Origin of the sequence: Nocardioides alpinus (assembly GCF_900112035.1) — a bacterium.
Lineage (GTDB): Bacteria > Actinomycetota > Actinomycetes > Propionibacteriales > Nocardioidaceae > Nocardioides > Nocardioides alpinus.
The window spans coordinates 749,121-763,022 of the sequence record NZ_FOKC01000001.1; the positions used below are offsets into that span (position 1 = coordinate 749,121).

The 13,902-nt window shown below is 69.8% G+C and carries 14 protein-coding genes; 4 read left to right on the forward strand and 10 right to left on the reverse strand.

Features of this window, described 5'->3' with window-relative positions; all coding sequences use genetic code 11:
* The first annotated feature begins 29 nt into the window (after positions 1-29).
* Positions 30-647, forward strand: coding sequence for a DUF47 domain-containing protein (locus tag BM127_RS03615; RefSeq protein WP_091194320.1), 618 nt, complete (start codon positions 30-32; stop codon positions 645-647).
* A gap of 47 nt (positions 648-694) precedes the next feature.
* Positions 695-1,690 (forward strand): inorganic phosphate transporter, encoded by a 996-nt coding sequence (locus BM127_RS03620; protein ID WP_091194324.1) that lies wholly within the window; start codon positions 695-697, stop codon positions 1,688-1,690.
* Positions 1,691-1,842: 152 nt separating this feature from the next.
* Here the strand turns inward: BM127_RS03620 and BM127_RS03625 are convergent, their stop codons facing one another.
* Complete coding sequence (locus tag BM127_RS03625) at positions 1,843-2,505, reverse strand: hypothetical protein (RefSeq protein WP_139227624.1); 663 nt, start codon at positions 2,503-2,505, stop codon at positions 1,843-1,845.
* A 628-nt stretch (positions 2,506-3,133) separates the two neighbouring features.
* Positions 3,134-4,006 carry a helix-turn-helix domain-containing GNAT family N-acetyltransferase gene (locus tag BM127_RS03630; RefSeq protein ID WP_091194329.1) on the reverse strand — a complete coding sequence of 291 codons (873 nt, stop codon included), beginning with the start codon at positions 4,004-4,006 and terminating at the stop codon, positions 3,134-3,136.
* Between the two features lie 95 nt (positions 4,007-4,101).
* Here BM127_RS03630 and BM127_RS03635 point away from each other — a divergent pair, with 95 nt between their 5' ends.
* Positions 4,102-5,451: an FAD-dependent oxidoreductase gene (locus BM127_RS03635; protein ID WP_231263093.1), complete on the forward strand. Its 1,350-nt coding sequence runs from the start codon at positions 4,102-4,104 to the stop codon at positions 5,449-5,451.
* A 172-nt stretch (positions 5,452-5,623) separates the two neighbouring features.
* On the opposite strand, the gene BM127_RS03640 is transcribed toward BM127_RS03635, so the two are convergent.
* From BM127_RS03640 to BM127_RS03675, 8 genes are all read right to left on the reverse strand, one after another.
* Entirely contained in the window at positions 5,624-6,079 is a 456-nt protein-coding gene (locus tag BM127_RS03640) for an arsenate-mycothiol transferase ArsC (RefSeq protein WP_091194334.1), read from the reverse strand.
* Positions 6,076-7,185, reverse strand: coding sequence for an ACR3 family arsenite efflux transporter (gene arsB / locus BM127_RS03645; RefSeq protein ID WP_091194336.1), 1,110 nt, complete (start codon positions 7,183-7,185; stop codon positions 6,076-6,078). The genes BM127_RS03640 and arsB overlap by 4 nt, the downstream gene beginning before the upstream one ends.
* Positions 7,182-7,571, reverse strand: a complete 390-nt coding sequence (locus BM127_RS03650) for an ArsR/SmtB family transcription factor (RefSeq protein WP_091194450.1) — start codon at positions 7,569-7,571, stop codon at positions 7,182-7,184. The genes arsB and BM127_RS03650 overlap by 4 nt, the downstream gene beginning before the upstream one ends.
* 152 nt (positions 7,572-7,723) lie before the next feature.
* Entirely contained in the window at positions 7,724-8,503 is a 780-nt protein-coding gene (gene pstB, locus BM127_RS03655; protein WP_091194472.1) for a phosphate ABC transporter ATP-binding protein PstB, read from the reverse strand.
* Between the two features lie 18 nt (positions 8,504-8,521).
* Positions 8,522-9,589: a phosphate ABC transporter permease PstA gene (gene pstA / locus BM127_RS03660; RefSeq protein WP_091194476.1), complete on the reverse strand. Its 1,068-nt coding sequence runs from the start codon at positions 9,587-9,589 to the stop codon at positions 8,522-8,524.
* Positions 9,586-10,515, reverse strand: coding sequence for a phosphate ABC transporter permease subunit PstC (gene pstC / locus BM127_RS03665; protein ID WP_244889151.1), 930 nt, complete (start codon positions 10,513-10,515; stop codon positions 9,586-9,588). The genes pstA and pstC overlap by 4 nt, the downstream gene beginning before the upstream one ends.
* 110 nt (positions 10,516-10,625) lie before the next feature.
* Complete coding sequence (pstS, locus tag BM127_RS03670; RefSeq protein WP_091194480.1) at positions 10,626-11,747, reverse strand: phosphate ABC transporter substrate-binding protein PstS; 1,122 nt, start codon at positions 11,745-11,747, stop codon at positions 10,626-10,628.
* A gap of 196 nt (positions 11,748-11,943) precedes the next feature.
* Entirely contained in the window at positions 11,944-12,801 is an 858-nt protein-coding gene (locus BM127_RS03675) for an NUDIX hydrolase (protein WP_091194483.1), read from the reverse strand.
* 43 nt (positions 12,802-12,844) lie between these two features.
* Here BM127_RS03675 and BM127_RS03680 point away from each other — a divergent pair, with 43 nt between their 5' ends.
* A complete protein-coding gene (locus BM127_RS03680) occupies positions 12,845-13,894 on the forward strand; it encodes a hypothetical protein (protein ID WP_091194486.1) in 1,050 nt (349 codons plus the stop codon).
* The last annotated feature ends 8 nt before the right edge of the window (positions 13,895-13,902 follow it).

The following is a 13,902-nucleotide window of genomic DNA, read 5'->3' on the forward strand; positions in this document are numbered from 1 at the left end:
GTTCATCCGCCCCCCGTTCGGAGTTCACCGTGCGTTTGAAGTTCCGCCCTGTCGACAGCTCGTTCTACGACCTCTTCAGTGAGGCAGCCGGTCACCTCGTCATCGGAGCACAGCTCCTCAGCGAGATGCTGGCCACCGGCGGTTCTCGGGCGGAGGTCGCCCAGCGCATGCGCGAGGCCGAGCACGCCGCCGACGAGACCACGCACTCGATCATCCGGCGGGTGAACAGCACCTTCGTCACCCCGTTCGACCGCGAGGACATCTACTCCCTCGCGTCGGCGCTCGACGACGTGATGGACATGATGGACGAGGCCGTCGACCTGATCCTGCTGTACGAGGTCACCTCCCTTCCGCCGGAGTCGACCCAGCAGATCGAGGTGCTGCAGCGCTGCGCCGAGCTCACCGCCGCGGCGATGCCGTCGCTGGAGTCGATGGGCTCGCTCGACGAGTACTGGATCGAGATCAACCGCCTCGAGAACACCGGCGACAAGTCCTACCGGCGCATCCTGGCCAACCTCTTCAGCGGCGAGCTCGAGGCACTCGAGGTCATGAAGCTGAAGGACATCGTCGAGTCCCTCGAGGGGGCGATCGACGCGTTCGAGAAGGTCGCCAACATCGTGGAGCAGATCGCCGTCAAGGAGTCCTGAAGGATGAGTGCTGACGCCCTCCCGATGCCTGCCCGGAGCAGCTCCTGATGGAACTCGCGATCATCATCGCGGTCGTCGTCGTGGCTCTGGTGTTCGACTACACCAACGGTTTCCACGACGCCGCCAACGCGATCGCCACGTCGGTGTCCACCGGGGCGCTCAAGCCCCGCGTGGCCCTGGCGATGGCTGCCGTCATGAACTTCGTCGGCGCCTTCCTGGGCCAGAAGGTCGCCCAGACCGTGTCCGAGACGATCGATCCCGGCACCGGGACACACGGTCTGGTGATCGTGATGTGCGGCCTGCTCGGCGCCATCACCTGGAACCTGATCACCTGGTACTACGGCCTGCCGTCGTCCTCCTCGCACGCGCTGATCGGAGGGCTCGTCGGCGCCGCGGTGGCCGCAGGTGCGACCGCCAACTGGGACGTCGTGCTGGAGAAGGTCGTCCTCCCGATGTTCATCTCGCCCGTGGTGGCGTTCAGCCTCGGTTTCGCCGTGATGATCGGGATCATGTGGGCCTTCCGCAACGCCAACCCCGCCCGCGCCAACCGCGGCTTCAAGGTCGCCCAGTCGGTGTCGGCGGCAGCGATGGCGCTCGGCCACGGCCTCCAGGACGCGCAGAAGACGATGGGCGTGATCTTCCTGGCCCTGCTGACCGGGGGGTACGTCTCCGCGTCCGACGACCTGCCGCTCTGGGTGATCGTCTCAGCCGCGACCGCCATCTCGCTCGGCACCTGGTCCGGCGGCTGGCGCATCATGCGCACCCTGGGGCGCCGCATCATCCACCTCGACCCGGCCCGCGGCTTCGCGGCCGAGTCCGTGGCGGCCTCGGTCCTCTACACCACGGCGTACGTCTTCGAGGCGCCGATCTCGACCACCCACACCATCACTTCGGCGGTCATGGGCGTGGGCGCCACCAAGCGCCTCTCCGCGGTCCGCTGGGGCGTGGCCAAGTCGATCCTGACCGCCTGGGTGCTGACCTTCCCGGCGGCCGCGCTGGTCGCTGCGGTCTGCTACTGGGTGGCCCACATCTTCCTCCCCTGAGGACCCGCCGAGCGCTGTCAGCGTCTGCCCCACCGGTCGGACCCGATATCTAGGGACATTGTGGTGGGCGAAACGAGGTGGCGGACCACCAGGACGTCCCTAGATACCTCGCATGCACGGCGGAGCTGTCCGGACCGTGCGCCAGGGCGGGGTCAGGACGCTCGGCGGTACCTCAGCAGGCGGTTGCTGTCGTACGCCGACAGCGCACGCCGCTGCTCGACCGTGAAGGTGGGCGTCCACCAGGCCGGCGTGCCCGGGAACCACAGCCGGTCAGCGACGTTGCGGCGCTCCGCGCGGGCGTACGCCTCCCGCAGTCGCTGGAGGAACGCACCGCGATCTGCGAGGTCTCCGGCCATCATCGTGACCCCGTCGAGCCCGACGGCCCGGTAGGCCGCTTCCTTCGCCACGTCGCCGTGACGTACCTCACCCGCCAGGTGCAGCGCGCCGTCGTAGAGCCCGAGGACGCCCGCCTCCACGTCGAGCAGGTCCGGCGTGCCGACGAACCGCCCACCCAGATCGAACACCGGGAAGTTGGCCCGTGGCCTGCCGAAGCCCCCGCCTTCCCAGGTCCGTCGCATCACCGGCTCCACGGGCGACCAGCTGTTCTCCTCGAGGTGCGGAAGAAGGTCGCGGATGCGCTGCATACCCTGCCTGATCCAGAGGGCCCGATCGACGAAGTCGGACAGCTCGGCCACCGAGACGAGATCGTTGTAGGCGGCCATCTCGAACGCGACGAGGGCATCCTCGTCCGTGCGGGCCTTGCGCATCTCGAAGGCGACGCTCCACAGCGGGCTGGTGACCCGGACGCCACGCACTCGGCAGATGTCTCCGGCTGGCACGAGTTCCTGACTGACCCGGATGCGATCGTCGGGCCTCAGCGAATGCCTGCACCCGAGCGCGAGGGTGACGGGGAGCGGGACGAGCCGAGCGTCGGTGCCGTCGAACCACCGTGCATCGAGCCAGCACAGTCCTGCCCATCCGGTGACCGCTCCGTGCGCAGGGAGCCGCGCGGCGGCCTCGACGATCCGTTGCTTGGCATGCCGCTCCACCGTCGACACCACCCACAGCCCGCCGCCGACCCGCCGGTGAGCGCCTGACCTCGTCTCCCACTCGGTCGGGCCCTCATCCGTCCCGCGACGCGCAGGCCACACAAGACCTGGCTGGAGTCCTTCCCTCGGCCCGAACCCGTGCAACGGCCACGCCCCTTGTGTCCATCCGTCCCCGGTCATTCGCCGAGCATCGAGGGAGAAGCTGACAGCCGACCGCCTGCCTCCACAAAGGCAGGCGAGCTCCGAGAAATGGCGACCTGTGGACTGCTGGTGGCTCGCCCCACCCCCGCCACCCTGGATACCTAGGGACGTTTCGGTGGGCCATGACCCGGCTCGACCCCCCGCAATGTCCCTAGATACCGCGGCAAGCCAGCGGACCCGGCACCGAACGGTGTCAGCGAACGGGTACGTCCACCTCGCTGCGGCGCTCGAGGAGCACCGTGTCGCGCCACACACCGTCGAGCTGGGCGATGCGGGTGCGCACCGCCAGGGTGCGATAGCCGGCTGAACGGTGCAGCGCCAGGCTGGCGCGGTTCTCGGGGAAGATCGACGTCTGGAGGGTCCAGAGCCCCGAACGGTCGGCCTCGGTGACCTGGGTGAACAGCAGCGCCTTGCCCACGCCGCGTCCGCGCGCTGCTGCGGCGACGTAGACCGAGGACTCCCCGACACCGGCGTAGCACTCGCGCGCCGACACCGGTGTGATGGCGGTCCAGCCGACGACCTGTCCGTCGATCTCGGCCACCCAGGCCAGGTCGGGCAACCACCGCGACCGCATGTCACCTGCCGTCGGCACCCGCGTCTCGAAGGTGGCGTTGCGGGTGGCGAGGCCCTCGGCGTAGATGTCGAGCACGGACGCCATGTCCGCATCGGTGACGGGCCGTGTGGTCACGTCGGCCGGCAGGTCCTCGGGACAGCACGGCGGCGAGGACAGGGTCCCCATCACGACGTCGGCCGCGTGCGGGAGGCCCGTGCAGCAGGCGGCATTGACGGAGACGAGGCTCGCGGTGCCGACCTTGTCGACCACGACGAACCCGACCTTGCGCAGCAGCTCGACGTGGTGCGAGCAGGTGGACTGGCTGACGCCGAGCGCAGCAGCGAGGTCCCCGACACGCATCGCGCCCGAGGCGGACGTGGACAGCGTGTGGAGCAGGCGCACCCGCGTCGGGTCGGCCAGCACGGCGAACCACTCCGCGTAGTTCTCCGCGTCGCCCTGGGCCAGCGCCGACGACGTACGCGAAGGGACCGGAACCTGGTCAGTGGAGGTCATGGACCCGAGGATACCTTGCCTTCATCGATACGGATCGATACAGTCAGTTCATCGACAGATGTCGATGAATTGTCCCCGAGCTCGAGGAGTACGTCGTGCCGCACCCCGTGATCATCATCGGAGCCGGTCCCATCGGCCTGGCCGCGGCCGCCCACGCCGCCGAGCGCGGACTGGACTTCCTCGTCCTGGAGGCCGGTCCGGACGCGGGTGCCGCAGTCGGCGAGTGGGCCCACGTACGCCTCTTCTCCTCGTGGTCCGAGCTCATCGACCCTGCCGCGCGACGACTCCTCGAGGCCACGGGTTGGGCGGCGCCCGACGAGGCCACCTACCCCACGGGCCACGACTGGCGCTCGGCCTACTTGAAGCCGTTGGCCGACCTGCTCGACGCCACGCGCGGCGGGGCGGTCCGCTACGGATCGCGCGTGGTCGGCGTCGGCCGTTCGGGCCGCGACCTCATGGTCGACCCGGGTCGCGACGACGTCCCGTTCGCCGTCCACGTCGACGGCCCGTCGGGTCCCGAGCGGTTGCTCGGCAGCGCGGTCGTCGACGCCTCCGGCACGTGGACCCGCCCCAACCCGCTGGGCGCCGACGGCTACGCCGCCCTGGGCGAGACCGAGCACGCCGACCGCATCACCTACGGGATCCCGGACCTCCGCGACCCCGCCGTCGCAGAGACGTACGCCGGCAAGCACGTCGCTGTCGCTGGCCGGGGAGCGTCCGCACAGGGGGTCCTCATCGGGCTCGCCCGGCTCGCCGAGGCGCATCCCGACACCCACGTCTCGTGGTTGCTGCGGCGCCCGTCCGTGGGTGACGCGTTCGGCGGCGGCGACAACGACCAGCTCGAGCAGCGCGGCAAGCTCGGGCAGGACGCAAGGGCGGCGGCGACCGGTGGACGCGTGACCCAGGTGACGCACTTCCGCACCGAGTCCGTCGCTGCGGGCGCCGACGGTCGACTGACCCTCACCTCGATCGACGGCCAGCAGGTCAGCGAGGTCGACGAGGTCATCGTGGTGACGGGATTCCGGCCCGACTTCGGCTTCCTCACCGAGGTCCGGCTCGACCTCGACCCCGCACTGGGCGCAGCCCGCGTGCTGGCCGAGCAGATCCACCCGGACCACCACAGCTGCGGGGACGTGGCTCCGCACGGCCACCGCGAGCTCGCCCAGCCCGAGGCCGGCCTCTACCTGGTGGGGATGAAGTCCTACGGTCGCGCGCCGTCGTTCCTCGCGATGACCGGCTTCGAGCAGGTGCGCTCCGTGATCGCCGCCCTCGACGGAGACCTCGAGGCCGCCGGCCGGGTCGAGCTGGTCCTGCCGGAGACCGGGGTGTGCAACGGCGCCGGCGCCTTCGACGCCCCCGACGCGGTGAGCGACGCGGGCGGCGGGTGCTGCGGCGCGCCGGCTGCGGAGCCGCAGCTCGTTACGCTGGGGCGCACCGGCCGGTGACGTACGCCGCGCAGCCCGGCGCCCTCGACGCGACCGGCCTGCGCCACCACAGCTGGGTATCTAGGGACGTTCTGGTGGGCATCGCGCCCGTCCCGCCTGCCAAAACGTCCCTAGATACCAGGGGTGCACGCAGTGCCGTAACGCACTTCCGTGCGCAGTGCCGGCCCGCGCGTCAGCGCTCGTCGAGGACTGACGGGGGGAGCTCGATGTCGGGCACGAGCTCGACGAGCAGGCCGCGGACCCGGGAGTCGAGGTCGGCGATGATCTCGAGGACGGTCTCCTCGTCCTGGCCGCCGGGGTCGGCCACCGGCCAGTCGACGTACCTCACACCGGGGACGTACGGGCACTCCTCGCCGCAGCCGAGGGTGATCGCCATGGCGCTGGCCGCCACGGTCTCGCGGGTCAGCACCTTCGGCTTCTCGTTCGAGGTGTCGAGCCCGAGCTTGTCCAGCACCTCGGCCACCTCGCGGTGGATGTGGTCGCCCGGCTGGGTGCCGGCCGACAGGGCGACGACCCGGCCACCGGCGTAGTGCTCGGTGAGCACGCGGCTGATCACGGATCGACCGCCGTTGCGGACGCAGGCGAAGACGACCTGCGGGGGCGAGGTGGTGTCGGCGACGGTGCTCATCGGTGCGCTCCTGAGGGGTCGGTGGCGTGGGAGTCGGTGGAGGGGTCTCGGAAGAACTTGCGCGCCCAGAGGCTGACGTAGACGAGCGCGACGAGGGCGGGGACCTCGATGAGGGGGCCCACCACCCCGGCCAGGGCCTGACCGGAGGTGACGCCGAAGACGCCGATGGCGACGGCGATGGCGAGCTCGAAGTTGTTGCCCGCGGCCGTGAACGAGACGGCCGTGGCGCGCGGGTAGTCGAGGCCGATCGCCTTCGACAGCAGCATCGACCCACCCCACATCAGCACGAAGTAGGCCAGCAGCGGGATCGCGATCCGGGCCACGTCGAGCGGCTGGCTCGTGATGGTGTCGCCCTGGAGGGCGAAGAGCAGGACGATCGTGAAGAGCAGGCCGTAGAGGGCGGCCGGTCCGATCCTCGGCAGGAAGGTCGACTCGTACCACTCCCGACCCTTGGCGCGCTCGCCGAGGGTGCGGGTGAGGAACCCGGCCAGGAGCGGGATGCCGAGGAAGACGAGCACGGACTTGGCGATGCCCCAGACCGAGACGTCGAGGGCAGCCTGCTCCAGCCCCAGCCAGCCGGGCAGGACCTGGAGGTAGAAGTAGCCGAGAAGCGCGAAGGCCAGGATCTGGAAGACGGCATTGATCGCGACCAGGATCGCGGCTGCCTCGGCGTCGCCGCACGCCAGGTCGTTCCAGATGAGCACCATGGCGATGCAGCGGGCCAGCCCGACGATGATGAGTCCGGTCCGGTACTCCGGCAGGTCGGGCAGCAGGAGCCAGGCGAGTGCGAACATCAGCGCGGGGCCGAGCACCCAGTTGAGGACGATCGACGTCACGAGCATCCGGGTGTCACGGGTGACGTGCCCGAGCTCGTCGTAGCGGACCTTGGCCAGGACCGGGTACATCATGATCAGCAGCCCGATCGCGATCGGCAGCGAGACCGAGCCCACCTCGACCGCAGCGAGGGCGTCGTCGAGACCGTCGACGAGCCGACCCAGCAGCAGCCCTGCGACCATGGCGACCCCGATCCACACCGGGAGGAAGCGGTCCAGGGTGGAGAGACGCTGCAGCACGGGGTCCGTGTGCGAGGTGGTGGCGTCGCTCATGCGTCCGCCCCTGCCAGCGCCGCGGCAGAGGCCGTGGTGAACACGCTGCCGAGGGCCGCCATCGCCTCGGGGCGCGCGATGTAGAACACCCACGTGCCCCTCTTCTCCCGGTCGACCAGCCCCGCGTCGTGGAGCACCTTGAGGTGGTGGCTGATCGTCGGCTGCGAGAGGTCGAAGTAGGGCAGCAGGTCGCAGACGCACGCCTCCCCGCCCTCGTGCGAGAGGACCAACGACAGCAGGCGCAGCCGGGTCGGGTCGGAGACGGCCTTCAACATGTGGGCGACGCCGGCGGCCTGCTCGGTCGTGATGGGCTCCCGGGCCAGGGGCACGCAGCACTCGAGGCCCTCGACAGCACCCGGGGCGCAGCCCGACGATGAATTCGACATGTGCCTATATTGACAGATGTCGATGCGATCCGCACGTCACCACGGCGTCCCGACTCGCATCCGTGAACCGGGATGGAGTGGCCCCGAGGACCCCCGACCCCGAGCCACCCCATCCCCGCTCACCGGCGCCAGTGGCGCCGGAGATGCGACGGTCAGCCGAAGCGACCGGAGATGTAGGCCTCGGTGGACTCGTTGTCCGGGTTGGCGAACATCTTCTGCGTGTTGTTGAACTCCACCAGCTGGCCGGGCTGCCCGGCCGCCTTCAGGTTGAAGAAGCCGGTCTCGTCAGAGACGCGCGCGGCCTGCTGCATGTTGTGGGTGACGATCACGATCGTGTAGTCGGACTTGAGCTCGTGGATGAGGTCCTCGATGGCCGACGTGGAGATCGGGTCGAGCGCCGAGCACGGCTCGTCCATCAGCAGGACCTGCGGCTCGACCGCGATGGCGCGGGCGATGCAGAGGCGCTGCTGCTGCCCGCCCGAGAGACCCATGCCGGGCTTGCCGAGGCGGTCCTTGACCTCGTTCCAGAGGTTGGCGCCCTTGAGCGAGCGCTCGACGATCTCGTCGGCCTCGGCCTTCTTCATCTTCTTGGCGTTGAGGCGGTTGCCGGCGAGGACGTTCTCGTAGATCGACATCGTCGGGAACGGGTTGGGCCGCTGGAAGACCATGCCGATCTGGCGGCGTACGGCGACCGGGTCCACCGCGTTGTCGTAGAGGGACTGCCCGTCCACCATGACCTTGCCCTCGACGCGGGCGCCGGGGATGACTTCGTGCATGCGGTTGAGCGAGCGCAGCATGGTCGACTTGCCGCAGCCGGACGGTCCGATGAAGGCGGTGACCGAGCGTGCCTTGATGGTCATGTTGACGCCCTGCACGGCAAGGAAGTCGCCGTAGTAGATGTCGAGGTCGTCGACGGTGATGCTCTTGGCCATGAGTGTTTCCTAGCTCCTTCAGCGACCGGTCTTGGGCGCAAAGATCTTGCCGATGACACGTGCCACGATGTTCAGCAGCAGCACGATGATGACGAGGACGAGGGCCGTTCCCCAGGCCAGCTCGAAGTCCGCGGCCGTGCCCTTCTGGAACTGCGAGTAGATGAAGACCGGCAGCGTGGTCATGAAGCCTTCGAAGGGGTTCACGTTGGTGCGGGTGGTGAGCCCGGCGATCAGCAGCAGCGGGGCGGTCTCACCGATGATGCGCGCGGTCGCCAGGGTCACGCCAGTGATGATGCCGCCCAGCGACGTGCGCAGGACGACCTTGGTGATGGTGCGCCACTTCGGCGTGCCCAGGGCGTACGCCGCCTCCCGCAGGTCGTCGGGCACGAGCCGCAGCATCTCCTCCGTCGAACGGACGACGATCGGGATCATCAGCAGCGACAGTGCCACGGCCCCACCGATGCCGGCCCGGTAGCCGGCGCCGAAGAACGCGGTGAACATCGAGAACGCGAACAGGCCGGCCACGATCGACGGGATGCCGGTCATCACGTCGACGAGGAAGGTGATGCCACGGGCGAGGCGGTTGCCCTTGCCGTACTCCACCAGGTAGATCGCCGCGAAGATGCCGATCGGGACCGAGATGACCACTGCGCACAGGGTGATCACGAGCGTGCCGACGATCGCGTGGTAGATGCCGATCGGCTGGTCGAGGCTCGTCCTGAAGGCGGAGTAGCTGAGGAACGTGCTGTTGATCGCGGGCACGCCCTTGGAGACGACCGTCCAGAGCAGCGACACCAGCGGCACGAGGGCGATGCCGAAGGCGGTCCACACCAGCGCGGTCACCATGCGGTCGGTCGCCGACCGCCGCGTCTCGACGATCGCCGACCAGACGGTCAGCCCGACGATGAAGAGGATCACCGAGACGATGACCCAGGCGACCAGGCCCCACCCGAGCAGGAGCGGGAAGAGTCCCGCGGCGGCCGCGGCGACCACACCGACGAGGATCTCGGCACCGCGAGGCAGATGCCCGTGCGTCAGCGGGATGCTCGCGACCGACACGGGTGCGGGTTTCAGCGTGGTGCTCATCGCGCCATCTTTCGGTCGTTGCCCGCCACGATCCAGCGGGCGGCGAAGTTGACCAGGAAGGTCACCAGGAACAGCACCAGGCCGGTCGCGATCAGCACGTGCAGCGTGCCGGGGGTGTTCTCCTTGTACTGCGAGGCGATGTTGGCCGCGATGCTGGTCGGGTTGGAGCTCGCGATCAGGTTGAAGCTGATGCCGCCGCCGCCCGAGAGCACCATGGCGACCGCCATCGTCTCGCCGAGCGCACGGCCCAGGCCCAGCATCACGGCCGAGACCATGCCGGACTTGGCGTAGGGGAAGACGGCCAGGCGGATCATCTCCCACCGGGTGGCGCCGAGGGCGAGGGCGGCCTCCTCGTGGAGCACGGGGGTCTGCGTGAAGACCTCGCGCGAGATGGCGGTGATGATCGGGAGGATCATGATCGCCAGGACCAGGCCCGCCGTCAGGATCGTGGTGCCGACCGGGTTGACCGGACCCTCGAAGAACGGCAGCCATCCGAGGTGCGCGTTGAGCCAGTCGTAGATCGGCACCATCTTGGGGGCGAAGAGGTTGATGCCCCAGAGGCCGAAGACGACGGAGGGCACCGCGGCGAGCAGGTCGATCACGTAGGCGACCGGGCCGGCGATCCACTTCGGCGCGTAGTGGCTGACGACGAGAGCGATCCCGAAGGCGAGAGGGACCGCCACGATGAGCGCGATCGTGGCGGCCAGCACGGTGCCGAACAGGAGGTGGTCGACGTAGCCCCAGAAGTTGCCGGCCCCCTTGTAGAACTGCTCCTCCTGGAAGAAGCCCGGCACACCCTCGATGGTGAGGAAGATGAAGACACCCGCGAGAGTCGCCATGATGGCGAGACCTGCGGCCCGGGAGATGCCCGAGAAGATCCGATCACCGGTCTGGGTCGGCGCTGAGCCCGGTGGCGGGGCTTTCACGGTGGAAGACAACTGGGGGTCCCTCGGCTAGTCAGTTCGGGTACACGTGTGCGGCGAGCCACCTGGCCCGCCGCACACGTCACAGCTGGAGGCTCACGCCACCATCATGCTCAGCCGGCAGCGATTGCGGAAACGATGTCCTGCGCACGGGTGGCCGTCTCGGCGTCGAGCGGCGCGGAACCGGCGTTCTCGGCGGCAGCAGCCTGGCCCTCGTCCGACACGACGTACTCCATGAACGCCTTCACGAGGTCGGCGTCCTCCTGCGTCTCGTACGTCTGGCACGCGACGAGGTAGGACAGCAGGATGACGGGGTAGGCACCGGCCTCGGTCGTGGTGCGGTCGACCTCGACGGCCATGTCGGTCTCGGTGGCGCCCTCGACGGGCGGCGAGACGGCGACGACCTTGGCAGCGGCCTCGGCGGTGGGGGCGACGTACTCCTCACCGACCTTGACGTCGACGACCGAGAGCTCGCCGACCTGGCTGGCGTCGGCGTAGCCGATGGTGCCGTTGCCGTTGGTCACCGCGGCGACGACGCCCGAGGTGCCCTCCGCAGCGAGACCACCCTTGACGGGCCACAGACCGTCGGGCTCGTGCGGCCACGCGCCGTCGGAGGCCTGCGAGAGGTAGTCGGTGAAGTTTTCCGTGGTGCCCGAGTCGTCCTGGCGGTGGACCGGCGAGATGTCGGTGGCCGGCAGGTCGGCGTCCGGGTTGAGGTCGGCGATGGCCGGGTCGTCCCAGCTGGTGATCTTGCCGTCGAAGATCCCGGCGATCGTCGCAGCGTCCAGCTGGAGGGAGTCGACGCCCTCGAGGTTGAACATGACGGCGATCGGGGAGACGTAGGACGGGACCTGGATGATGTCGGTGCCACAACGCTCGTTGGCGGCGGTGAGCTCGCCCTCCTCGTCGTCGAAGGCCGAGTCGGTGCCGGCGAAGAGGGTGCCACCCTCGATGAACTGCGTACGACCATCACCCGAGCCGAGCGGGTTGTAGTTGAGGGTCACGTCGGGGTTGAGCCCCTGGAAGCCGACGGACCACGCCTCCATGGCCTTCTCCTGCGAGGAGGCACCGGCGCCGTTGAGCTCACCGGTCAGCGTGCCGGTCTCGGCGGACGAGGAGTCGTCCGAGCCCGAGTCGGTCGTCTCGTTGCCGGCGCCGCAGGCGGTGAGGGTGATCGAGAGGGCAAGGACGGCGACGCTGGGGGCGAGCGCCTTGCGGATGGAAGTGCGGTTCACTTCGGGTGCTCCTGAAAGTCTGATGAGTGCTGACGATGAGGACGCTAGGCACGTCAGGAGAACGAGCAGGCCGCCGACGGTGAACGCGCGGTGAACTCGACCGGGCCGGATGGCGTCGCGCACCCGGGCCTGAGACGACGATCACATGAACTCGTCCAGCCGCCCTTGACGTGCGCGTCGGCGCTCTCTAGAACCTTCAGGGCTGGTGGACCTCGGTCGCGACGATCCGGCCCTTGCGGTGGTGGACCACCAGCATCCCGCCCGGATCCAGCGTCAGGTCCGGCACGCGCAGCGCGTCCAGCACTGTGGGCAGCACCGGCCGGTGCGTGCACAGCACGGTGCTCTCGCCGGAGCCCAGCAGCGAGTCGACCAGCTCGACCACGGCCTCTGCGGACGAGCCCTCCTCGCTGAGCTCGTCGTAGAGCTTGGTCGGCCAGCCGGTCGTGTCGACGTACGGCGTCACGGTCTGCACGCAGCGCACGCTGGACGAGCTGTGGGCCGACGTCACGTCGAAGGCCGCGAGCAGCGGCACGAGGCGCTGGGCCTGCGTGTCGCCGATCTGCACCAGAGGGCGCTTGCGGTCGTCCTTCTTCCAGCCCCCGCGGGAGCGGGCGCGGCCGTGGCGGAGCACGACGAGCGCGCGGGTCTTGCGTCGCAGGGGCCACGCCTCGGTGAGGGTGTCGCGGTCGTAGGGGTAGGTCAGCCGCCGCATCGCAGCCTGCCAGTCCACCCACTCGACGGCATCGATCTCGTCGTTGACGCGGTAGCTGGTGACGTCGTCGCTGCCGATCACCCGGGCCGTCCAGTACTCCACCGACTTCCAGCGCCCGCTGAGCATCCGGTAGCGCTGCGACGCCAGCGCCGGCCCGAGCCTGACGTCGAGCCCGGTCTCCTCGGCCACCTCGCGCACGGCGGCGGTGACCGCGTGCTCGCCGGGATCGAGCTTGCCCTTGGGGAAGGACCAGTCGTCGTACTTCGGGCGGTGCACGAGCAGCACGTCGCCGCCCTTGCGTGTCACCACGGCACCAGCAGCGCGCACGTCGCGGAGCTCCATGGAAGTAGTGTCACACCACCCCGCCGATCCGAGGAGCCTGTCCGTGCCGCGTCGTGCCGCCGTCGCCCTCGTGGCCGTGGCCCTGGTGGTCGTCGCGGGGCTCGTATCGTGGCGCCTGCTGACCCCGGACACCGCGATGGAGCAGGGCCTGTCGCTGGCGCCGGCCGACACGAGCCGGGTCTCGTGGACGGACTGGGAGGCCGTACGGCGCGAGCTCGGCGCCGACGTCGACGCCGGCTCCTCGCCCGAGGCCGTCGACGCCTTCCTGGCCGACGCGTTCGCCGCGGACCTGTCCGCGATGTCGGCGCTCGGCTCGTCCGCCGCGGTGATGCAGCCGGAGCTGGGCTTCTCCCCTGCGACGATCAGCTGGGAGCTGTTCGCCCAGTCACCGGACGGCGCGGTCGAGGTGATGGGGGTCGGCGACGAGGTCTCCCTCGACGAGGTCGCCGACCGGCTCACCACCCTGGGCTGGACCGAGCCCGAGGACGACGACGGGGTCTGGGTCGGTGGACCCGACGTGCTCACCGGAGTGGGACCCGGGCTGACTCCCGAGCTCCAGCACTTCGTCCTGCTGGCCGACCGCGGCGTCATCCTGTCCTCGGACCAGGCTCCCTACCTCGAGCAGGTGCGAGAGGTCGTGGACGGCGACGCCGGGGCCGCCGGCGACCTGGCCGATCTGTCCGCGGACCTCGGCGACCCGCTGGCTGCGGCGATCTACGACGGCGACCATGCCTGCGAGCGCCTGGCGATGTCACAGGCCGACGACGACGCGCAGGCCGAGGCCGACCAGCTGGTGGAGGCGGCCGGAGGAATCCATCCGCTCACCGGCTTCGCGATGGGGCTCCTCCCCGGCGGCGACCTCCGGGCCGTGATGGAGGTCGAGGACGCCGACGACGCGCCCGGCGACGCCGAGGCGCGCGCCCGGCTCGCCGCGGGCCCTGCGCCCGGCCAGGGCGGGGACTTCAGTGACCGCTTCGCGGTGACCGGCGCGGGCTCGGACGGCACCACGATCACGCTCGACCTCCGCCCGGAGGACGGGGAGTACGTGCTCTCGGACCTGACCAGCGGTCCCGTGCTCTTCGCGACCTGCTGACACGCAGG

Coding starts and splice junctions, on each gene's coding strand:
- BM127_RS03675 (WP_091194483.1), bottom strand. CDS start 12,801: ATGGAGCTCCGCGACGTGCGCGCTGCTGGTGCCGTGGTGACACGCAAG.
- arsB (WP_091194336.1), bottom strand. CDS start 7,185: ATGAGCGACGCCACCACCTCGCACACGGACCCCGTGCTGCAGCGTCTC.
- BM127_RS03630 (WP_091194329.1), bottom strand. CDS start 4,006: ATGACCTCCACTGACCAGGTTCCGGTCCCTTCGCGTACGTCGTCGGCG.
- BM127_RS03640 (WP_091194334.1), bottom strand. CDS start 6,079: ATGAGCACCGTCGCCGACACCACCTCGCCCCCGCAGGTCGTCTTCGCC.
- pstA (WP_091194476.1), bottom strand. CDS start 9,589: ATGAGCACCACGCTGAAACCCGCACCCGTGTCGGTCGCGAGCATCCCG.
- pstB (WP_091194472.1), bottom strand. CDS start 8,503: ATGGCCAAGAGCATCACCGTCGACGACCTCGACATCTACTACGGCGAC.
- BM127_RS03650 (WP_091194450.1), bottom strand. CDS start 7,571: ATGTCGAATTCATCGTCGGGCTGCGCCCCGGGTGCTGTCGAGGGCCTC.
- BM127_RS03620 (WP_091194324.1), top strand. CDS start 695: ATGGAACTCGCGATCATCATCGCGGTCGTCGTCGTGGCTCTGGTGTTC.